22 protein-coding genes and 3 tRNA genes are annotated in these 20,889 nt (G+C 63.2%); 6 read left to right on the forward strand and 19 right to left on the reverse strand.

Annotated features, from left to right (window positions below; all coding sequences use genetic code 11):
• Positions 1-71: 71 nt before the first annotated feature.
• The 8 genes from IV454_RS20635 to IV454_RS20670 form a co-directional block, all read right to left on the reverse strand.
• Positions 72-878, reverse strand: a complete 807-nt coding sequence (locus IV454_RS20635) for a hypothetical protein (RefSeq protein WP_206087613.1) — start codon at positions 876-878, stop codon at positions 72-74.
• Positions 879-1,319: 441 nt separating this feature from the next.
• Positions 1,320-1,865, reverse strand: a complete 546-nt coding sequence (gene phaP, locus IV454_RS20640) for a TIGR01841 family phasin (RefSeq protein ID WP_206087614.1) — start codon at positions 1,863-1,865, stop codon at positions 1,320-1,322.
• 82 nt (positions 1,866-1,947) lie between these two features.
• Positions 1,948-2,154 (reverse strand): hypothetical protein, encoded by a 207-nt coding sequence (locus IV454_RS20645; RefSeq protein ID WP_082692533.1) that lies wholly within the window; start codon positions 2,152-2,154, stop codon positions 1,948-1,950.
• Between the two features lie 55 nt (positions 2,155-2,209).
• Positions 2,210-2,593 (reverse strand): hypothetical protein, encoded by a 384-nt coding sequence (locus IV454_RS20650; protein ID WP_206087615.1) that lies wholly within the window; start codon positions 2,591-2,593, stop codon positions 2,210-2,212.
• Between the two features lie 41 nt (positions 2,594-2,634).
• Positions 2,635-3,696, reverse strand: a complete 1,062-nt coding sequence (locus IV454_RS20655; protein WP_206087616.1) for a serine hydrolase domain-containing protein — start codon at positions 3,694-3,696, stop codon at positions 2,635-2,637.
• Between the two features lie 127 nt (positions 3,697-3,823).
• A tRNA-Leu gene (locus IV454_RS20660) sits at positions 3,824-3,908 on the reverse strand.
• Between the two features lie 74 nt (positions 3,909-3,982).
• Positions 3,983-4,067, reverse strand: a tRNA-Leu gene (locus IV454_RS20665).
• Positions 4,068-4,134: 67 nt separating this feature from the next.
• Positions 4,135-4,219: transfer RNA gene (locus tag IV454_RS20670), tRNA-Leu, on the reverse strand.
• A gap of 353 nt (positions 4,220-4,572) precedes the next feature.
• Here IV454_RS20670 and rnr point away from each other — a divergent pair.
• The 4 genes from rnr to IV454_RS20690 all read left to right on the forward strand — a co-directional run bounded on the left by rnr (position 4,573) and on the right by IV454_RS20690 (position 9,580).
• Positions 4,573-7,083, forward strand: coding sequence for a ribonuclease R (gene rnr / locus IV454_RS20675; protein ID WP_206087617.1), 2,511 nt, complete (start codon positions 4,573-4,575; stop codon positions 7,081-7,083).
• A gap of 3 nt (positions 7,084-7,086) precedes the next feature.
• On the forward strand, positions 7,087-7,836 hold the full coding sequence (gene rlmB, locus IV454_RS20680) for a 23S rRNA (guanosine(2251)-2'-O)-methyltransferase RlmB (RefSeq protein WP_206087618.1): 750 nt from the start codon (positions 7,087-7,089) through the stop codon (positions 7,834-7,836).
• Positions 7,837-8,133: 297 nt separating this feature from the next.
• Positions 8,134-8,874 (forward strand): serine O-acetyltransferase, encoded by a 741-nt coding sequence (cysE, locus tag IV454_RS20685; RefSeq protein WP_054267568.1) that lies wholly within the window; start codon positions 8,134-8,136, stop codon positions 8,872-8,874.
• A gap of 25 nt (positions 8,875-8,899) precedes the next feature.
• Positions 8,900-9,580 (forward strand): YceH family protein, encoded by a 681-nt coding sequence (locus tag IV454_RS20690; protein WP_206092760.1) that lies wholly within the window; start codon positions 8,900-8,902, stop codon positions 9,578-9,580.
• On the opposite strand, the gene IV454_RS20695 is transcribed toward IV454_RS20690, so the two are convergent.
• The gene (locus IV454_RS20695; RefSeq protein ID WP_206087619.1) at positions 9,561-10,835 is read right to left on the reverse strand and encodes a glycosyltransferase; all 1,275 of its coding nucleotides are present in this window, start codon (positions 10,833-10,835) and stop codon (positions 9,561-9,563) included. The two genes, IV454_RS20690 and IV454_RS20695, sit on opposite strands and share 20 nt — an antisense overlap.
• Positions 10,836-10,904: 69 nt before the next feature.
• Between IV454_RS20695 and IV454_RS20700 the strand changes: the two genes are divergently transcribed.
• Positions 10,905-11,462 carry a TetR/AcrR family transcriptional regulator gene (locus IV454_RS20700; protein ID WP_206087620.1) on the forward strand — a complete coding sequence of 186 codons (558 nt, stop codon included), beginning with the start codon at positions 10,905-10,907 and terminating at the stop codon, positions 11,460-11,462.
• A gap of 55 nt (positions 11,463-11,517) precedes the next feature.
• Here the strand turns inward: IV454_RS20700 and IV454_RS20705 are convergent, their stop codons facing one another.
• From IV454_RS20705 to IV454_RS20735, 7 genes are all read right to left on the reverse strand, one after another.
• Positions 11,518-12,477, reverse strand: a complete 960-nt coding sequence (locus tag IV454_RS20705) for a hypothetical protein (RefSeq protein WP_206087621.1) — start codon at positions 12,475-12,477, stop codon at positions 11,518-11,520.
• Entirely contained in the window at positions 12,474-13,331 is an 858-nt protein-coding gene (locus IV454_RS20710) for an ABC transporter ATP-binding protein (protein ID WP_206087622.1), read from the reverse strand. The genes IV454_RS20705 and IV454_RS20710 overlap by 4 nt, the downstream gene beginning before the upstream one ends.
• Positions 13,328-13,693: a GntR family transcriptional regulator gene (locus IV454_RS20715; RefSeq protein ID WP_206087623.1), complete on the reverse strand. Its 366-nt coding sequence runs from the start codon at positions 13,691-13,693 to the stop codon at positions 13,328-13,330. The genes IV454_RS20710 and IV454_RS20715 overlap by 4 nt, the downstream gene beginning before the upstream one ends.
• A gap of 216 nt (positions 13,694-13,909) precedes the next feature.
• Positions 13,910-14,653 (reverse strand): hypothetical protein, encoded by a 744-nt coding sequence (locus IV454_RS20720; RefSeq protein WP_206087624.1) that lies wholly within the window; start codon positions 14,651-14,653, stop codon positions 13,910-13,912.
• Between the two features lie 30 nt (positions 14,654-14,683).
• The gene (locus IV454_RS20725) at positions 14,684-15,238 is read right to left on the reverse strand and encodes a peroxiredoxin family protein (RefSeq protein ID WP_229521744.1); all 555 of its coding nucleotides are present in this window, start codon (positions 15,236-15,238) and stop codon (positions 14,684-14,686) included.
• Complete coding sequence (locus tag IV454_RS20730) at positions 15,235-15,777, reverse strand: carboxymuconolactone decarboxylase family protein (protein ID WP_206087625.1); 543 nt, start codon at positions 15,775-15,777, stop codon at positions 15,235-15,237. Before IV454_RS20730 ends, IV454_RS20725 begins: the two co-directional genes overlap by 4 nt.
• 93 nt (positions 15,778-15,870) lie before the next feature.
• Positions 15,871-16,524 (reverse strand): MarR family transcriptional regulator, encoded by a 654-nt coding sequence (locus IV454_RS20735; protein ID WP_206087626.1) that lies wholly within the window; start codon positions 16,522-16,524, stop codon positions 15,871-15,873.
• 279 nt (positions 16,525-16,803) lie between these two features.
• Between IV454_RS20735 and IV454_RS20740 the strand changes: the two genes are divergently transcribed.
• Positions 16,804-18,837: an NHL repeat-containing protein gene (locus tag IV454_RS20740; protein WP_206087627.1), complete on the forward strand. Its 2,034-nt coding sequence runs from the start codon at positions 16,804-16,806 to the stop codon at positions 18,835-18,837.
• 66 nt (positions 18,838-18,903) lie between these two features.
• Here the strand turns inward: IV454_RS20740 and IV454_RS20745 are convergent, their stop codons facing one another.
• The 3 genes from IV454_RS20745 to IV454_RS20755 all read right to left on the reverse strand — a co-directional run bounded on the left by IV454_RS20745 (position 18,904) and on the right by IV454_RS20755 (position 20,851).
• Positions 18,904-19,665, reverse strand: coding sequence for a UDP-2,3-diacylglucosamine diphosphatase (locus tag IV454_RS20745; protein ID WP_206087628.1), 762 nt, complete (start codon positions 19,663-19,665; stop codon positions 18,904-18,906).
• A gap of 37 nt (positions 19,666-19,702) precedes the next feature.
• Positions 19,703-20,191 carry a peptidylprolyl isomerase gene (locus tag IV454_RS20750; protein WP_206087629.1) on the reverse strand — a complete coding sequence of 163 codons (489 nt, stop codon included), beginning with the start codon at positions 20,189-20,191 and terminating at the stop codon, positions 19,703-19,705.
• Between the two features lie 66 nt (positions 20,192-20,257).
• Entirely contained in the window at positions 20,258-20,851 is a 594-nt protein-coding gene (locus tag IV454_RS20755; protein WP_054267583.1) for a peptidylprolyl isomerase, read from the reverse strand.
• Positions 20,852-20,889 lie beyond the last annotated feature (38 nt).

The following is a 20,889-nucleotide window of genomic DNA, read 5'->3' on the forward strand; positions in this document are numbered from 1 at the left end:
TTATGTACAGTATATCGTCAGTGGCCGTCAAACCCCAGCAAAATCGCCGCGCGTCCATCCGTCCGTGGTTTTCATGGTTCGCCCAGGTAGCGCCGGGCGGGCAGTGTCAGGCGGGCCGCCATGATCGGCAGAGGCTGGTCCAGGTAGCGCCGGCGCAGGCTTGTGTCGGAGCGCAGGGTGTCGAACACGCCGGCCCTTGTGTTCTGGACGGGAGCGTCGGCGTGGGCCGGGCTGGCGGCGGGCGCGTGCGCCATCTTGCGTTTCGCGGGGGCGTGGGCCGGTGCCTTGCGCGCGGCCTTGCGTGCTTGCGCGCTGCGGGCGGCCAGCGGGCGGGCCGGTTTTTTCGCTTTCGAGGCCGCATGCTTGAGCGCTGCGCCGGCAGCTTTGCCGTGTGCGCGCACCTTGATTGGCGTCCTCATCGCTGCGAGCGGGCGCGCCTGGACTTGCACCGGCATCGGGGCGGGTTGGGCTGCGGCCGGCGCCAGCAGCACCAGCGGTGGAATGGGCTCCGCGGCGACCACCGGCCGCGTGGGCGCCTCGTCCTTTTCATCGATGATGACCACCGGCCTGGCCCTGGCCGCATGGGCAGGGCCGGCCGGGTGCGGCATCGCCTTGCTGGCCGCGGCCACTGCGAGCGCACGCGGCGAACTGACGTTGTCGTGGGCCAGCAGGGCCACCAGCGCAATCAGTATCAGGACCGTGACGGCCGCCACCGCCGCCAGGACCACGCGCAGCTGGCGGCTTTTCGCCGCGCTGCCGGTAGCGAAGCTGCGCCCGACCGCGGCATAGGCGCGCTGCTCGATATCGTCGGCGCGCCGGGTGTTAAGGCGCTGGTCCGACAGGGGGCTGGGATAGCTAGTTGGGGCGGGAATGGACACGGACGACTCCTGGAGGTGAGAACACGGACATTCCGATTAGAAACAATTCCAGATGGAACGCTTCTGATATTTGTCGTGCTTTCGGGTCCGGCCGCCCGGCCGTTTGCGCCGCATCAACGATGCGATGATTTAGCAACACTGCCGCTGCAACCAAGGCTGGCTTGATCAATCGCAACCGAAAGTATCATTCTGGATCCAATAATGGTGTTTGCACCTACATGCCGCGGCGCCGGTCGTGGCACCACCAGGAGAACATATTGAGAGATTTTGCCCACCAGGCGGTCGACCGCCTCGCGACACGCAAGCGCATTGCCTTGCTGCTGCTGGTATTGGTGGTGTGCGGGGGCGTGGTGGCCTGAGACGCATGCCGGACGAAAAAACCGTCCTTGCCGCAAGCGCGGCAAGGACGGTTTTTTTATCGACAGCGGGCAATCGCGCTTGCTACGCGGCGTTTTTTTCGGCCGGCGCCACTTGCGCGGTGGCCTTGGCAATCTGGTCTTCCACCACCTGCACCGCCTGGCGCGTAGCCTTGGTGACCTGTTCGTAGCCCTGGAAGGCGTTGTCGATCGCGGTCTTGATGATTTCCACCGCATTCTCGCTGCCCGGCTTGACGTTTTGCGTCACGTCGTAGATCAGTGCCGTGAGGGTGCTCTTGGCTTCGGCGATATGGGCGTCGGCGGCCTGCGTGAATTCGTTGTGGATGTCGTCGATGATCACCTTGAGCTGTTCGCCGTACACCACCGCGCCCGCCATCGGCTTGGCATGGGCCGCCGCCACGTCCATCGCCGCTTTCGGGTCCTTGGCCTGGCTCATTTCCTTGCCCATGGCCATGGAACCTTGCACCGAATTTTTTGCAGTCGTCATGTTCAGCGAGACAACCTGTTCCACGCCCTGCACCGCTTTGCTGGTGAGGGCGTTAAAAGTCATCATCTGGAGTTCAAAAAGCGTCTTGGTGGCGGATGCAAATTGTTCGGGATTCGTAAACATTGACTTCTCCTCAGTTTGAATGGATGCAACGGACAGCTTTCAGCCTTCTCCTCTGTATATTTTTTTACCTGTAATTTACCTATTATTTAGCAATCAGCAACTTCATGCAATGGCTATCTCGATACGGGCCGCCAGCCTTTTCCCAGCCGGGGCCGAGCGGGGTCTGGTGACAGACCAGCTTGCCATCAGCCTTGCTGCGCCAGGTGAACCAGGGTGCGGGCGCGGCAAGCGGCGCTGCGCAGGCGCAGGCGAGCAGGGCGGTGACACCGAGTTTGCGGGAAGTGATCATATGCCAGAGCGAGCATAGCCTGTTGGCGCCGCAAGTCAAGCGTGCCGCGCAGCCTTCAGAAGCGCGGCAGGACCCGATGGCGCAATTGCCGCATAGATGGAACGGCGGGCGCGGCGGGTGCACCGGCCACCAGCCATTGCCCATGGGTCATGCCGTCATACCCCGTGATGCCTTGGTTGATCAGCGGTCTTGCGGCCTCAAGACCATCTGCCCGATAAGCGTCGAGGATCGCCAGGCGCTCGCGGTTGAAGGCGCGTTCCTGGTCGCGCGAGAGCGACCTGCGCAGCGGAGCGGGTTGCGCAGGCAAGCGTTCGAGCGTTTTCCTCACTTCGTCTAGAACTGCAGAGCTTGCTTCGAGTTCCTGCGCCAGCGTGTCGAGCAGGTACAGGGCGTCGACGGTATGGTAGTGGGGCGGGCGGGATGGAAGTCTGATGAACATGGCGGCACAGGCGGTGGTCGGAGGACGCCTGTATTGTCGCATCAAGGCGCGTCTGGCGCGCGCAGGTAGTGGGCGGCGACCAGTTCGAGCAAGGTGTCGACCCTGGCGTCGGAGCGGTTGGTCAGCACCACGACGGCCAGGCCATCGTCGACGAAGCGCGTGCTTTGAGTGGTGAAACCCTGCCACGCGCCGTCGTGCCAGAACGAGCGCCGCTCCAGGGTGGGCGAGGTTTCCCAGCCGAAGCCATACGGCACCGTGCTGCCATCCTTGAGCGTGGTGGGGGTCCACATGGCTTGCTTGATGGCCGCGCCCAGCAACTGGTCGCCATCGAGCGCGATATGCCACTTCGCCAGGTCGCGCGCGGTCAGGTACAGGCTGCCGTCGGCGGTGGTGTTGAGGGTGGGCGAGACCCATTCCTGGTTCTTGAATTGCCCGTTGACCACGTCATAGCCGGCGGCGCGGTGCGGCACGATGTCGCGTTCGCTGATGATGCGCGCCTGCATGCCCGCCGGTGCGAAGATGCGCTCGCGCAGCTGTTCGCCGTAGTGTTTTCCACCCACCCGTGTACACAGGATGCCCAGCAGCTGGTAGCCGAAATTACTGTAAGCCCATTTCGTGCCCGGCGCCCACTGGAGCGGCAAGGTGCTGCCCGCGCGTTGCAGTTGGGCGTCGGTGTAATTCTGGTTGAGCTTGATGATTTCGTCCGGATCGCGCAAGCCGGCGGTGTGATTGAGCAAATGACGCACGGTGACTTTTTTCCAGGCCGCCGGCGTGTTGGAGAGATGGCGCCCAATCGGATCGTCCAGCCGTAGTTTGCCGTCGGCGGCCAGCAGCAGGACCAGCGCGGCGGTAAATTGCTTGCCGACCGAGCCGGACTGGAACACCGTATCTGGTGTGACGCCGGCCTGATGCTCCAGGTTGGCCATCCCGTAACCGGCTTCCTTGATGATTTTTCCATCCTTGACGACGGCGATGGCGGCGCCGGGAATCTGCTGGCGCGCCAACTCGGCGTTGACGAGCTCGTCGACCGGGTCGGCATGCGCGGCGCCGGACACGGTGAATACGATCAGGGCCAGCACACGGCCGAGCAAACGGGGGATCATGGCGACTTTCTGGACAGGGAAAAATATGTCGTGCATAAAACTGGCCGCACAACGCAAAACGCCGCAGCCTTTATGCAAGGACTGCGGCGCTTCTGGAATTCTGCGGGAATATACTAACCCGGTAGAGTGGTGCCCACGGAGGGACTCGAACCCCCACACCTCGCGGCACATGGACCTGAACCATGCGCGTCTACCAATTCCGCCACGTGGGCACTGATACAGCTACTACAACGTACTGCCGACTACCTTGCTACTTGGTACTCTCAGGAAAACCTCTTCCAGGGAGTGGTGCCCACGGAGGGACTCGAACCCCCACACCTCGCGGCACATGGACCTGAACCATGCGCGTCTACCAATTCCGCCACGTGGGCATTGATACAGCTGCTACAACAACATTACTAACTACTTGGTACTCTCGGAAAAACCTTTTCCAGGGAGTGGTGCCCACGGAGGGACTCGAACCCCCACACCTCGCGGCACATGGACCTGAACCATGCGCGTCTACCAATTCCGCCACGTGGGCATATTGCCTGCTTCTTTTGCTGCAAACCGGCGTTGCCGCCGACTTCTGCTATCATACTCGCTTTCGGAGTTTTGCGCCAGACTAACTTTCGTTACTCTTTTTGCTCCACACCACGCAAATATGCTGTTTTTTTCTTCCGCTTCGATGTTACGTTTCCGCGAAAGACCAAAATTATAGCCGAAGATTCGGAAATGTCACAGTCCTGACCGAAGAATCTTTCAAAGCACGCTTCGTTAGGCGAATCGGACCGTCCTCCGTTACACTACGCCTATCACCGTGTCAATAATCACTGTGTCAGCTATCCGGTCAGGAATTTCCCGCGAGCGCTGCCAAAAACAATTATAGAAAACCATTTGAACCAAATTACTCATACCATTCCCAGCCGCGAGGACATTCTCGGCATTTTCCGCAACGCGGGCGCGACGCTTGATCTTGAAGCCATCGCCCGCACGCTCAAGGTCAAGCCAGCCGCGCTGGAGGTGTTAACCAGGCGTTTGAATGCCATGCAGCGCGACGGCCAGATCCACGCCGACGCCGATGGCAATTACGCCCTGGCCGACCATTCCGGCTTCATCGCCGGCAAGGTCAGTGCGCACCGCGACGGTTTCGGCTTCGTCATCCCTGACGAACCGGGCGAAGACCTGTTCCTGTCCGACAAAGAAATGCAGAAAGTCCTGCATGGCGACCGTGTGCTCGCCAAAGTCACGGGAACCGATCGCCGCGGCCGCCTTGAAGGCACCATCGTCGAAGTCGTCACGCGCGCCAACAGTCATGTGATCGGCCGCCTGCTCAACGAGAACGGCGTCTGGATCGTCGCTCCCGAAGACAAGCGCATCGGCCAGGATATCCTGGTTGCCGGCTCACCCGGCAAGGCCAAGGCGGGGCAGATCGTCAGCGTCGAGCTCAGCGAGCAGCCATCGCGCTTCAAGCAGCCGGCCGGCCGCGTGGTCGAAGTGCTCGGCGACCTGGACGATCCCGGCATGGAAATCGAAATTGCCGTGCGCAAGTTCGGCGTGCCGCATATCTTTTCCGCCGCTGCGCTCAAATCGGCAGCCAAGCTGCCCGGCGAAGTCCGCGAAGCCGACCTGCAAGACCGGGTCGACCTGCGCGACGTGCCGCTGGTCACCATCGACGGTGAAGATGCGCGCGACTTCGACGATGCGGTGTACTGCGAGCCGGTCAAGGTCGGCAAGGCCAACTGTTTCCGCCTGATCGTGGCGATTGCCGACGTGTCCCATTATGTAAAGCCGAACGATGCGCTCGACATCGATGCCCTCGAACGCAGCACCTCGGTGTATTTCCCGCGCCGCGTGATTCCCATGCTGCCCGAGAAGCTCTCGAACGGCCTGTGTTCGCTGAACCCGGCCGTCGACCGCCTCACCCTGGTATGCGACGCCGTCATTTCGGACAAGGGCGAGATCAAGGCTTACCAGTTCTATCCGGCCGTGATCCACTCGGCCGCGCGCCTGACCTATAACGAAGTGGCCGATATCCTCGGCAACACCGCCGGTCCCGAGGCGGCGCGCCGCCCGGCCATCGTCCCGCACCTGCTCAATCTGTACGATGTGTACCACGCGCTGCACAAGGCGCGCCAGGTACGCGGTGCGATCGACTTCGAAACCACCGAAACCTATATCGTCTGCAATGCCCTGGGCAAGATCGAAAAGATCATTCCACGCACCCGCAACGATGCGCACAAGGTGATCGAGGAATGCATGCTGGCCGCCAACGTCTGCGCGGCCGACCTGCTGATTCGCCACAAGCATCCGGGCACCTACCGCATCCACGCCTCGCCGACCAAGGAAAAGCTCACGCAAGTGCGCACCTTCCTCAAGCAGGTCGGCCTGAATCTGAACGGCGGCGACAAGCCGGCCGCCAACGATTACGCCGAACTGATGAAGCAGATCAAGGATCGTCCGGACGCCTCCTTGCTGCAAACCATGCTGCTGCGTTCGATGCAGCAAGCGGTCTACAGCCCGGACAATATCGGCCACTTCGGCCTGGCGTACGAGGCCTATGCCCACTTCACCAGCCCGATCCGCCGCTATCCCGACTTGCTGACGCACCGCGCCATCAAGGCCATTTTGCTCGGTAAAAAATACGAGCCGAAGGGCATCGACCTGGCCGGTTTGAATACGACCGTGTCGAACGCCGCGCGCAAGCAGAATGCCAAGGACAAGGCCGAAGGCAAGCAAAAGAATGAAAAAGACCTGACCATCTGGGACGCCCTTGGCGTGCATTGCTCGGCCAACGAGCGCCGCGCCGACGAAGCGTCGCGCGACGTCGAAGCCTGGCTCAAGTGCTACTTCATCAAGGACAAGCTCGGTGAAGAATTCACGGGCGTGGTCTCGGGTGTGACGACCTTCGGCATCTTCGTGCAGCTCGACGCGCTGTTCGTCGAAGGCCTGGTGCACATCACCGAACTCGGTACCGATTACTTCCAGTACGACGACGCGCGCCACGAACTGCGCGGCGAACGCACCGGCAAGCGCTATCAGCTGACCGACCGGGTGACGGTGCAGGTCTCGCGCGTCGATCTGGAGGCGCGCAAGATCGACTTGGTGCTGGCCGGTAGCAGCGTGCAGGCCGATACCGGCGCGGGCAAGCCGAAAAGCGCCGCCCACAAGGCGCTCGACGCCAAGCCGGCCAAATCGGGCAAGTCGGGCCGCTCGTCGGGCAGCGGCGCCGGCGACACCGCTTCGCGCTACGAACTCGACGAGAGCGTCGGCGCCGAAGCGTCGGGCAGCAAGCCGAAACGCAGCAAGTCCGGTTCGACGGCCAGCAAGGCGTCGTCGCGGTCCGCAAAACCAGCAGTTGGTACGAGCAATAAAACATCAAGCAAAACGAATAAGAGCAAGCGATAACACATGAAGAATAAAATGATTTTCGGGTTCCACGCGGTGACCTCGCGTCTGCGTCATGAGGCCTCGTCGGTGGAAGAAATTTTTGTCGATGCGACCCGTCAGGATCGCCGCATGCACGACCTCATCGCCAACGCCAAGGCCTTGGGGGTGCGCGTCATGCCGGTCGATTCGGCCCGCCTCGACAAGATCGTCGGAACCCGGCGCCACCAGGGCGTGATTGCCTTTGCCAGCCAGCTGGCGCTGGCGCGCAACCTGGATGAACTGCTCGACGCCATCGAAGGTCCGCCGCTGCTGCTGATCCTCGACGGCATCACCGATCCGCACAACCTGGGCGCCTGCCTGCGCGTGGCCGACGGTGTCGGCGCGCACGCGGTCATCGTGCCGAAGGACCGCGCGGTCGGCTTGAATGCCACGGCGGCCAAGGTCGCCAGCGGTGCGGCTGAAACCGTGCCGTACATTACGGTCACGAACCTGGCGCGCACCATGCGCGAGCTCAAAGAGCGCGACATCCTGCTGATCGGCACCACCGACGACGCCGACAAGGGCTTGTACGAAGCGGACTTCTCCGGTCCGGCCGCGCTCGTCATGGGTTCGGAAGGCGAGGGCATGCGCCGCCTCACCCGCGAAACCTGCGACGTGCTCGTTGGTATTCCCATGTTCGGCTCCGTCGAGAGTCTGAACGTCTCGGTTGCGTCGGGTGTCTGCCTGTACGAAGCACGCCGCCAGCGCATCGCGCGCGAAGGCCAGGCGTAAGGCCAAGACCGGGCACGCCGCCGCGAAACATCCGCGCCGGCGTGCCACTCCTCCCTGTTTGCTGGTTCTCATCTTGCTGCTGTCCGTGGTGGACATATACGCATTCGCCACCTCGATATTCATGGCAACGTAGTCCACCCCTTGCATCGCGACGAAACACTGTCAACTTATGATGGTTGCATGATTTTGTTTCTTGCAAGTATCGTCATGCGCATTGGGCAAATTGACCGACCATAAGCGTGAGACGGTCGGATACGCTACCATGCTTGTATCACAACTGTCCTTACGTCCCTGTTTATGTTTTTACACCTGCGCGAAGATATCAAGAGCATCATTGAACGCGACCCCGCCGCCCGCAACGGATGGGAAGTGTTCACTTGTTATCCTGGCTTTCAGGCCATCATGATGCATCGCTGGGCGCAGGCTTGCTGGACCCGCAATCTGAAATGGATCGGGCGCTTCATCTCGTACGTGGCGCGCATCCTGACCGGCATCGAGATTCACCCGGGCGCGACGATCGGTCGGCGCGTCTTTATCGACCACGGCTTCGGCGTGGTGATCGGCGAGACCGCCGTCGTCGGCGATGACTGCACCATCTACCAGGGCGTGACCCTGGGCGGCACCTCGCTCAACAGCGGCACCAAGCGCCATCCGACCCTGGAGCGCGGCGTCATCATCGGCGCCGGCGCCAAGGTGCTCGGCTCGTTCACGGTGGGCGAGTATGCCAAAGTCGGCTCGAACGCGGTGGTGATCAAGCCGGTGCCGGCCGGCGCCACGGCGGTCGGCAACCCGGCCCACATCGTCCAGAAAGAAGCCGACACGCGTGCGACCTCGCATCTGTTCTCGGCCTACGGGGTCACCCCCAACGGCGACGATCCGCTGTCGAAGGCCTTGCATGGCCTGATCAATCACGCGGCGCGCCAGGACGAACAGCTCGACCGGCTGATGGCCCTGATGAAGACCGCCGGAATCGCCTGCCAGAGCACGCCCGAGTGTGATAAATTGGATTCGGTAAAGCTCAATAAACTGGTCGAGTAAGGACACACGCATGACACTAGAAGGTATGACACAGGAAGCAACGGGCGGCGCCGACGGCGCTGCCTTGCTGGACCCGTTTGAAATCCGCGTGCTGGCGGTGCTGGCCGAGAAAGAAGGCCTCACACCAGATAATTATCCGATGTCGCTCAACGCCATCACCAACGGCTGCAACCAGCTGTCGAGCCGCGATCCGGTGATGCAGTTGTCGGACGAAACCGTGCAGGACGTGCTGCAGCGCCTGATGCAGCGCAAGTTCGTCAACGGCATCACCCAGGCCGGCGCGCGCGTGACCAAGTACGAGCACCGCATGCGCATCAAATGGTCGCTGGAGCAGGACAAGCTGGCCGTGCTGACCATCCTGATGCTGCGCGGTTTGCAGACGGCGGGCGAAATCCGCACCCGCAGCGGGCGCCTGCACGAATTCAAGTCGGTGGCCGATGTCGAGGCTTGCCTGCAGTTTTTGATCGACAAATACCCGCCCATCGTGGCCCGCCTGGCGCTCGCGCCGGGCACCAAGGAGCCGCGCTACGGCCAGCTCCTGGGCGGCGACGCGGCGCTGTCGCAGCAGGAATCCTCGTTCGGCGTGGTCAGCGCGCCGCCCCAGGGCAGCAGAGTGGCGCAGCTGGAGCAGGAAGTGGCCTCCCTGCGCGCCGAGATCGACGACCTCAAGCTGCAATTCCTGGCGTTCAAGACGCAGTTCGAGTAACTGGTGTCGGGTTCACCCCGGCCAGTATTCTCTCCACCAGGTCGCAAGCCTCGTCCACGCCAGCGCTGGCGGCGGTCATCGCGGCCACCGCCTTGCAGCGGGCGGCGAGCGCCTGGTCGGACGTCAGCCGGTTCAACTGGTCCGCCACCGCGCTGGCCGTGTAGCGTTTCGGCGCGATCGACCGCGCAACGCCGAGCCGCACCGCGCGGCTGGCATTGTCGAACTGGTCGAACGCCATCGGCTGGATCAGTTGCGGCACGCCGGCCGCCAGCGCCTGGCTGGTCGAACCGATGCCGCCATGATGGACAAACGCCGCCACGCGCGGCAACAGCGCCTGGAATGACACGGAATCGACCTGCACGACACCCTGCGGCAAGGTGGCCGGCACTTGCGCCTTGTGCGGGGTGATCAGGATGCCGCGCTTGCCGGACAATCTGCACGCCTCCGCCGAGGCGGCATAAAAAGAGTGCGAGGTGGCGTTGGCGGTGCCGCTGGTGAACGCCACGGGCGCTGCGCCGTCATCGAAGAAAGCCGCAAGCTTGTCGCCAACCCGCTCGCCGCCGTCGAACAGTGGAAACGCGGTCGGATGAAAATTGGCCGGCGCATCCGGCTGGGGCGCGGCGAACCAGCGCGGATACAGGCCGATGCACAGCTCGCCCTCATGCAGCCACTGGTGCATGATCCGGTCCACCGGCGCCAGGCCGAGACCGGCGCGCAGGCGATTGAAGGGCACGCCGTAAAGTGGATCGAGGAATTTGCGGTCCAGGGTGCGCCAGACGAAGCGCTTGACGCAGCGCGGCAGCTTTTCCATGTGGCCGAGGGGTGAAAATCGCGGCGCCATGAATTCCGACCTGATCACCGATGGCGACAAGTGCACCACCGCGCCCGGCAGGCCGCATTTTTCCCGCAGCAGGCGGCTGGCGAACGCCATGGTCGAGCCGATCACCGTGGTTTCGCCCGGAATGATATCGGCGTACATAGCGTCGTAGAAGAGGGGGACATTGCTCATGACCCCGGCGGCAACGAGGGCCATGGCTTTCTTCGGATCGGTCGCTTCCGGCGAATCGAGGAAAGCCTGATGCCTGGCCGCCGACCCAACCCCCACGGCAGCGAGGCCGGCCGCTTCAATCACGCCGCTAAACGTCGGGTTGGCGTACACGCGCACCTCGTGGCCGCGCCGCTTCAATTCCACGCCCATGGCGACAAAAGGCAGCACGTCGCCCAGGCTGCCGACGACCGCAATCAGGATTCTCATACAGGCTCGCTTGTTATAGTGATGGATAGAATTTTCTTCTTGAACGCAAGTTAAGGTATATTGTTAACGATGTCAACATTAAATCGAAGCACCTATCATCATGGCGATTTGCGGGCGGCCTTGCTGGCCGCGGCCGAGGACCTGGTCGACGCGACGGGCGCCGGCGCGATCAGCCTGCGCGAGGTGGCGCGCCGGGCGGGCGTGTCGGCCACGGCGTGCTACCGGCATTTCGAGGACAAGGAAGCGCTGCTGGCGGCGCTGGCTGCCAAGGGCTACGCGGACTTCGCCCTGTACATTGAACAGGCCGCAGGCGGCGCGCCCGATGCCCTGGCCGCCGTGGGGCAGGCCTACGTCCGCTTCGCGCTGGAGCGCCCGGGGCGTTTCCGCCTGATGTACGGGCCCCTGATCGCCGACCGCAGCCGCCATCCCGGCCTGCAGGCGGCGGTGCAAGGCGTGACGCAGGCGTTTGCACGCATGCTGCAAGGCAGTGGCGGGGAGGGCAAGGATGTGGGAGTGATGAGCCTGAAGCTGTGGTGCATGGTGCACGGACTGGCCCAGCTGCTGCTCGATGGGATGTTGCCCGGCCACGACCCGGAGGTGCTGGCGCGCGCGCTGACCACGCGCTGAGCGGGCGCCGTTCCCGCGCGGGGTCCGGCGCCCAAGGCGAGGGCGTGGCCGGGTGTCAGCCTTCGTCGCGCAAGCGGCGCAGCCGGATCGCGGCGTACATCATCGCCATCCCCGCCACCGCCCCGACCCACGCGCCGGGCGACGCCAGGGTGGCCCAGGAATCGGCCAGCAGGCCATTGACCCGGTCGATCGTGAATTGCATGTTGTGGCTGCCTATCCCGCTGGCCTCGCCGCTCAGCCAGCTTCCAGGCACCAGGCCGAGCAGAATGCGGCCCACCACCGTCTGCATCAGCGCGCCCGGAGCTGGTCCGGCCCCCAGCACATACGTGATCCACTTGACGAGCACGAGCGCAATCACCGGCACGCCCACGGCCCACAAGAAGACCTTGGACCTGGCCCAGGCCGACACCATCAGCAGCCAGCCGACCGTCGGCAAGGCCCAGATCAGGTACACCGGCAGCATGCCCAGGGAGCGCAGCGGAGCCAGCAGGAAAACCGGGCTGGTCAGCAGCGCGCCGAACAGGTTCACTCCGTTCAAGGCGGCGATCGTGCCGGCGCACAGCACCAGCAGCACCGAGGTCGCCGTGCTCACGCCGATGACGATCAGGGGCGCCACGATGGTCACCGTGATCACTTTCGATAACACCGTGTGGGTGTCCGACAGCGGCAGCGACTTCCAGAACAGGATGCTGCGGTCGCGCCGCTCGTCGTACAGCGCGGCCAGGCAGTAGAAAAACGCGGACGCGGTCAGCATCAGCAATAGCGGCGAGGTAGCCACCAGGCTGAGCGTGGCGAGCAGGTCGGCTACACCCGACAGGCCGCCGGGGATGGGCGCCGGACCCGTCGTCATCGCGGTCAGCAGGTGGCGGAAGGGCGCATCGGACGAGACCATGCCAAAGCCAAGGGTCAGGGCCGTCACTCCGACCATCACGATGGCCAGGATCAGGGGCGCATAAAAGAACGCTCCCTTGTGCTCCCAGAACTCGCGTTTAAGCAACCATTTCAGGGTGTTCATGCGTAGCTTCCTTTCATGGTCGCGACGAACAGGTCGGCGACCTTGGGGTTGCGGGTTTCGCCAAGGGCGGCAAGCTGCTCGCGCGCCACGCCGTCGAACAGCATCACGGTCTTGCCGAACACGGTGCGCTGGTCGATCGGGTGCAAGGCGCTGGCGGCGTTGACGTTGTCGGGCGCGACCAGGACTTCGACGAAGCGCGCTCCCACCTCGTCCATCGAGGCTGACAGCACGATCTTGCCGTCGCGGATGAACATCAGGTCGGTGAGGATGTGTTCGACTTCCTCGACCTGGTGGGTGGTGATGATGATGGTCTTGTTCTCGTCAAAATAGTCTTCCAGCAGGTTCTGGTAGAACTGCTTGCGGTACAGGATGTCCAGCCCCAGGGTGGGCTCGTCGAGCACCAGCAGCTTGACGTCGATGGCCATCACCAGCGCCAGGTGCAGTTGCACGACCATGCCCTTGGACATGGCCTTGACCTTCATCTCCGGCTTGAGCTTGGTTGCAGCCAGGTAGCGTTCGGCCTTGGCGCGGTCGAAGCGCGGATGTACGCCGGCCACGAAGTCGATCGCCTCGGACACGCGCAGCCAGCGCGGCAGGATCGCCACGTCGGCGATGAAGCATACTTGCTGCATCAGCGCATCGCGCTCGGTACGCGGGTCGAAGCCGAGCACCGACAGTTCGCCCTCGAAGGCGGTCAGGCCGAGCGCGGCCTTGAGGGTGGTGGTCTTGCCGGAACCGTTGGGGCCGATCAAGCCGACGATCCTGCCTGCGGGAATCTCGAAGCTGATGTTGTCGATCGCCAGCGACTTGCCGTAGCGTTTGCTCAAGCCGCGGGCTGTCATGACGGCGCTCATGACGGGGCTCCATCTTGGGGGCGCGGCAGCTGGTCGATATCGAGGCCGAGGCGGCGGATGCGTTCGAGCATGGCCGGCCATTCTTCGCGCACGAAGCGCTCGCGTTCGCTGGCGAGCAGTTTTTCGCTCGCGCCTTCGGTCACATACATGCCAATTCCCCTTCGTTTTTCCACAAGTTGCTCGTCCACCAGTTCCTGGTAGGCGCGCGAGACGGTGATCGGATTGAGCTGGTAGTCGGCCGCCACCTGGCGCACCGAGGGCAGGGCGTCGCCGGCTTTCAGGGCGCCGTCGAGCATCATGCCGATGACCTTCTCCTTGAGCTGGCGGTAAATGGGGGTGTTGTCGTTCCAGCCAATCGTCATGGCGGGCCCTCCCTGTGATGTGGTGTTGCCTGGCGAGACATGAATGCTCCCTGTTGGTGAGTCGATTAAGTGGTGATGTAGTGAACTATAACACTAGTTATCAAAGGCGGAAGAATTTATTTGGCGGGGACGGGAGGCGCGACTCGGCGCCGGGCGCGGGAACAACTGGTCCGCTTGTCGGGCAAGGGACCAGTTGCGGCGGTGGCTGCGCCGGCGCTATTGGCCGACTTTGCCGGGCAGGCTCAGCGAACCCGAGGCGACCTTGAACACGTTCGCCACGCACAGCAGCGGGCTATGCATGCTGGCGTTGACCCGCAGCGCGGCCGTCACGCCGTCGAAACCAGCGTCCGACAGCACGCCCACATCGTCGAACGGCACCCGCACTTCCAGGGTCGCATCCTTGAATACCGGACTGTAACCCGGGCTGTCGATCAGCAGCGGCAGCCCGGGCCAGGTCTTCGGCAGCTTGGGAGTGGTCCCGGGGGCAATGTCGACCACCTTGAGCGCGCCCTTGCCGCAAGCGTCGTCCGGTGTCAGGACTACCCAGTGCGAATGCCAGAGGTCGCCATCGTTGTTCAGATTTCCATCGCCATTTTCATCGTACAGGGGCGTATCGTCGAAATCGGGATGCGAGGTCACGGCAAGGGCGAGGATGCCGGCGCCCTTGCCGAACCCCACCACCGATGGATCGAGCGTGGTTGGCCAGACATACGAAAACACCTTGCTGCCGGCCAGCTTGCCGACCGCGGAAGGGTGCGACTGGCCAGCCTTGCCGGAGACGGCAATGTGGAAAACCGCCGTGTTGCCTTCCTTGGTGATCCGGGTATGGACGATGTCGAACGGGGCGTCGACCGTCTTTGCCGGCGCGCTCTGGATGCCGCCCGTGTGGCTCTGGTGGGCGTGCGCCGCGCAGGCCGAAAACAGCACGGTGGCCGCGAATGCTTGTGTGACGAATTTCATTGCTTCTCCAATTGAATAGACTGGGTTTGTTTAAATGCGGCAGGCGCCGTCGTTGCCGTGCGACTGGTGTGACTGGTGCGGCTGGTGCGGCTGGTGCGGCTGTGCTGTTGTCCGGGCGGCCAGCTGTGCGATCAGCGCGCCAACTTGCATGTCGTGTACCGCGCCCAGGAGCGTGTGGCGCAATACACCCTGGCGGTCGAATAGCAGCAAGGTCGGCGTGCCGCGCAACTGGTACGCCTGCATCGTCAGCGGCAGCGGGCCTTGGCCGGACGGCTGATCGATCCCGACCGGAAAATCGATCCGGTATTCGTGGATGAACGCTTCCAGCGCCGCACTGCCCATCGCCGCGTGATGTTCAAATACCGTGTGCAGGCCGAGCACTTCCACGTCTTCCCGGGCAAAAATTTGTCGGACGTGCTTCGCCTGCGGAATCGCGTGCGAAACGCAGCCCGGGCACAGCATCTGGAACGCGTATGCCGCCACGACCTTGCCGCGCAAGCCGGCCAGGCTGACCGGGACGGGTGCGTTGAGCCAGGCCACAACCTGGAACTCGGGCGCGGCGGCGCTTGTGCCGGCGGCCATCATTTGGCGCGCAGTGCCACGCGTGGGAAGTCGAGCGGGACCGCGAAGGCGACGTTCACGTAATTGGTGAACAGGTTCAGCGCGATATGCGCCATGATTTCCATGATGGCAGCATCGTCAAAGCCCGCCTGGCGCAGGGCATCGACATCGGCGGTATCGATCCGGGCACGCTGCCGGACCATCTTGAGCGCGAAGGCTAGGGCGGCGGCGGTTTTCGGATCGTGCGACGTGCCTGCCTGGGCAGCTGTCATTTCCTCGCTGCTGGCACCGGCCTTGCGTCCGAGCGCCGTATGCGCGGCCAGGCAGTATTCGCAGTTGTTCTGGTCGGCGATGGCGACCGCGATCTGCTCGCCGAGCCTGGCGCCCAAGGTGCCGCTGCCAAGCGCGCCGAATGCGGCCCACATGCTGGCCAGCGCGGCGGGGGAGTTGGCGACGGCGCGGAACATGTTCGGCATGGCGCCGAACGCGGCTTGGACTTGGTCGAGTAATCGGGCAGCTTCGCCGTGGGCTTGGTCGCGGGTGAGAAGGGCAATACGGGACATGGCGTTTCCTTTATAAACAGGCCGGTTGAAAACATGAAAAGAGCGGCCCTTCTCTTTTCATTAGGAGTCCTAAATATATGGGTGAAAAAAAATTCAGGCGAACGCTTCCCAGTTGCGGCGCTCGGTCGCGGCATCGGTAGGTTGGTGCTCCGCGCAATCGATTCTTAAAAACGAGATGGGCAGGGGCGCCTTGACCAGGGCGCAATGATGCGGTGCCGCCGTGCCGGGATTGACGTTCGCTTCGAAATAACGGCAGGACAGGCAGGCGCGCAGCGCTGGAAAACGTTCGCTCTTCTGCAATTGCGCAATCAGTTTGAACAGGCCGACCAGCAACTGGTCCTTGACACCGGCGTCGAGCGCAGCGGCGGCATCGTCGGCAAAGCTGAGGGCTGACATCATTTTCCCGACCAGCGCCTTGCCCTGGTCGGTCAGCCACAGGGCGCTGGCGCGGCCGTCATCCTCGGCGCGCGCTTTGCGGACCAATCCCTTGTTCACCAGGGCGGCCACGGAATCGCTGGCGCTGGCCGCCGATACCGACAACTGCGCGGCCAGCCACGACAGGCGTACGCCCTGGGTGCGGTCTTTCAGCAGTTGCAGGATCTCGGCCTGGGTGGGATTGAGATTTTCCGCTGTCGCAAATTCCCACATCCCCGCGCGCAACACGCTCGACACCCGGCTGATCGCAACGACGATGCGAGCCGAGATATCCGGTGTGCCGTCCCACGGCGTTTCTGGTTTGATGTCCATGGATGCATCATAACACGGTCAAAAATTAAATCAAGAGTCCTAATTAATTGCCGGTGAAATCGACGGATCCAGGACGGAACGGGGGAGCTTGTTCGCAGGGGGGGGGCATGGCCGCCTTCGGCGTCCTTGAGACCCCGCTGCCGTAGTAAGGACCGTGGTGCACGCCCGGCCTTGCCGGCGGCTGCGCATCGCCTCGGTCCGAACATTTGAGTAGTGTTAAGCAAACAAAGTCGGTATATTCCGCCTTCTCAGATATTTTTCAGATAGTTAAACGATCCAATGCGACACGACGAACTGCCATTTCCCCCTTCGACGGCCATGCGCCGCGGCGCTGCACTGCTTGCATGCCTGTTTTTCACGGCTTGCGGTGGCGGCGGATCGGGCGGTTCATCATCCACCCCGTCCACTCCGGTTGTGGTTGCGCCGCCAGCGTCCAACTGCGGCGCGGGTGCCGTCGACTACATGGCGGCGGGCGACGATGACATGGCCGCGCTCGGCATCACCTGCATGCAATCTGTGCGGGCCGGTAAGGAAACCGTGCTGCAGATTCCGAACGGCATGGCGCTCGACAAGGCCGGCAATGCGTATATCCTCGACCGCGCCAAGCAAGTCATCTTCAAGCTCACCCCGGCGGGCGCGATGTCGGTGCTGGCCGGCTCGATCGCCAATTACGGCAGCCAGGACGGCGCCGGCGGCGCGGCCAGCTTCAACTTCAACTACCAGTCGCGCATCATCGTCGATACGGCGGGCAACGTGATCGTGACCGATACCTGCAACAATACCTTGCGCAAGATTACCCCGGGGGGCGTGGTCAGCACGCTCGCCGGCGTGAGCGAGCAGGTGTGTTGGTTAGGTGCCGGTGTGCTGCCGACGCACGACGGCGCGGGCGCGCAAGCGCTGTTTACGCGTCCGGCAGAGATCGTGCTTGACGTCAATGGCGACTACCTCGTGATCGAGCAGCTCGGCATCCGCCGCGTGACCCCGGCCGGCGTGGTAAGCCATGTCTCCTGGACAAACGATCCCAAGAACGAGCGGAAGATCAGCGGGCCATCGCGCATTGCCGTGGCTGGCGACGGCTCGCTGTACGTGGTTGAAAGCGCGCGCATTTATCGCATCAGCGGCGGCCTGGCCAGCTTTATCGCCGGCGGCGATTACGCCAAGGAAGGCGGCGTACGCGACGGCACCGGCGCCGCAGCCAGTTTCAAGTCCCCGCGCGCCCTCGCGGTCGATGCGGCGGGCGATGTCTATGTCAGCGATTACGACACCTTGCGCAAGGTTACCCCGCGCGGCGTGGTCACCACGATCGCTGGCGACGGCAAGGGCGGCGACGTGCGCGATGGCAAGGGAACGGAGGCGCGCTTCTCGTACATCAGTCAACTGTTGATCAATTCATCGGGCAACGTGCTGGCGCTCGATACCGGCGCCATGGCGATCCGCACGATCACCCCGGGCGGGGCGGTCACCACCTCGGCCGCCACGCCGGTGACCAGCGCGAGCGTGGACGGCAAGGGCAGCGCAGCGCGCTTCAACCGGCGCGATGGCACGGCCGCCGATGCTGCCGGCAATCTGTACATCGCCGATTACAACACCAACCTGGTGCGCATGGTCAGCCCGGACGGCGTCGTGAGCGTGTTTGCCGGCAACGGCGTCAAGGGCGCCGTGTTCGCGCATCCCTACAGCATTGCGGTGGGCCTGAACGGCACTGTGTATGTGGTCGATAGCGAGAGGATTGCCCGCATCGACGGCGGCGCGACCGCCACGGTCCTGCCGCATCCGGTCGGTGGCGATGCGGTGGTCGATATTGCTGTCGATCCCGAAGGCAACGTGGCCGTTGCGGGCTACTATTCTGTCAGCCAGGTCTCGTCGTCGGGCAAGGTGACCCAACTGATCGCCGATGCGGGCACTGGCCCGCGCGACCCGAACAATTTTTCCTTCCAGCCGGCCAGCATTGCCTACGACCGCCTTGGCAATCTATACGTGGCCGATGACGACAGCAAGGCCGTGTACAAATACAGCAAGGACGGCAAGCTGACCTTATTCGCGGGCTCGCCCGGCTGGATTGGCGACCGGGACGGCCCGGTGCGCACCGCCATGCTGGGCTTTCACGGGACCACGGAAATGGCGTTTGCGCCGAATGGCGACATGTATCTGAGCGGCCAAGGCTTGCTGCGTAAGATCAAGCCGGATGGCACCGTATCGACCCCGGCACTGGCATGGGGCAAGCCCGTGCTTGGTGGTATCGCCATCGGCAATGGCATGCTGATCGGGATGACGGGTTATGCAGTGCTGCACACTGCCTTGCCGGCGGACTGACAGCGGCGCGTGGCGGCGGGCGGCCTCGCGGCCGCTTCACGCTACGCCACGGTCACGCTGCGGCCGTCAGCCGATCACTTTGCCGTCGAGGTCGTGGCGCGTGATCGTGCCATCCTCGCCGATGGCGATCCAGCCGCCGCGTGGCGGCTCGCCATCCGGCTCCCAGTCCGGCAGCACGTAGCGGCGCTTGCCGTCTTTCTCGTGCAATGCCGGGCGGTGGGTGTGGCCGTGGATCAGCACGTCGGCGCCGGTGGCGGCGAACAGGGCGTCGATCGCCTGCGGCGTGACATCCATGATTTCCATGGTCTTGGTGCTGTGCGCTTCCTTGCTGCCTTCGCGCAGGTTGGCGATGATCGCCTTGCGCTGGGCCAGCGGCATGGCGAGAAATTGCGCCTGCCACGCCGGCTGGCGTACCTGCTTGCGAAATTCCATGTATTTGATGTCGTCGGTGCATTCGGCGTCGCCGTGCACCAGCGCAATGCGCTGCCCGCCGATGTCGGCGATGTGCGGTTCGGCCAGCAACTCCATGCCGGCCGTATCGGCGAAAGCCTGGCCGACCAGGAAGTCGCGGTTGCCCGCGATCCAGTAGACCGGAATGCCCGCATCGCGCACGGCGCGGATGGCTGCGGCGATCTTGCGGTGCAGGGGCGCATCGAGGTCGTCGTCGCCCGCCCAGTATTCGAACAGGTCGCCGAGGATGTACAGCGCGCGCGCGGCCATGGCGCGTTCTTCCAGGAAGGCGAAGAAGGCGTCCACGGTGCGCGCATGCGCGGCCTGCAGATGCAGGTCGGAGATAAACAGCGCGAGCGTTCGCGCGGGCAGCGTCATCGCTGCACTGCCGGTGAGGTGTGCCCGCGCAGCATGCTTAGATGACCGTGATTTTTTCGATGATCACCGGCTCGACCGGCACATCGGCGAACATGCCGCTGGTGGCGGTCTTGACCTTGCGGATCTTGTCGACCACATCGGTGCCTTCGCTGACCTTGCCGAACACGGCATAGCCCCAGCCGTCCTGGCCTGGATAGTCGAGGAAGCTGTTGTTCTTGACGTTGATGAAGAACTGGGCCGATGCCGAGTGCGGCGCCGAAGTGCGGGCCATGGCCAGGGTGTACATTTCGTTCTTGAGGCCGTTCTTGCCTTCGTTTTCCACGGTTTGCTCGGCTGGCTTTTGCTTCATGCCTGGCTCGAAACCGCCGCCCTGGATCATGAAGTCGCCGATGACGCGGTGGAAAATCGTGTTGTCGTAGTGGCCCTTGGCGACGTAGTCGAGGAAGTTGGCGACCGATTTCGGTGCTTTTTCGGCGTCGAGTTCGACGGTGATGTTGCCCATGTTGGTGGTGATGAGTACGGCCATAGTGGTGTCCTGTTGGTTAAGTTGTTGTGATGTGCTTCAGTTTGCTACTGGCACGCGCCCGCTATTTTACTGCTTCACGATGGTGGCCGACTTGATGACGATCGGCGTGACCGGGACGTTCTGGTTGCCGCGCACGTCGTCGACCATCACGCCCTTGATTTTGTCGACCACGTCCTGGCCGGAAATGACCTTGCCGAACACGGTGTAGCCGAAGCCGTCGCGGCCCGGATAGTCGAGATTGGTGTTTTCGGCGACGTTGATGAAAAACTGCGAGGTGGCCGAGTTCGGGTCCTGGGTGCGCGCCATGGCGATCGAGTAGGGCACGTTCAGCAAGCCATTCTTGGCTTCGTTCTGGACCGGTTTGTTGGTGCGGCGCGGCATCATCTTTTCATCCATGCCGCCGCCCTGGATCATGAAGTCGTTGATGACCCGGTGAAAAATCAATCCCTTGTAATAGCCGCTTTTGACGTACTGGAGGAAATTGGCGACCGTTTTCGGCGCTTTTTCCTGGTCCAGTTCGAGGACGATTTCGCCCATGCTGGTCTTGAGCGAGACATGCGGCGTATCGCTTGCCAGCACGGCGGTGCTGAGGGTCAGGCCGCAGAACAGGGTGAGAAAACGGGCGACCAGCGGCATGCGGAACAATAACGAATCTTGCATTTGAAATCCTTGACGTGAAGTGCTTGTTGTTATATGGA

Source organism: Massilia antarctica, assembly GCF_015689335.1.
Lineage (GTDB): Bacteria > Pseudomonadota > Gammaproteobacteria > Burkholderiales > Burkholderiaceae_D > Telluria_A > Telluria_A antarctica.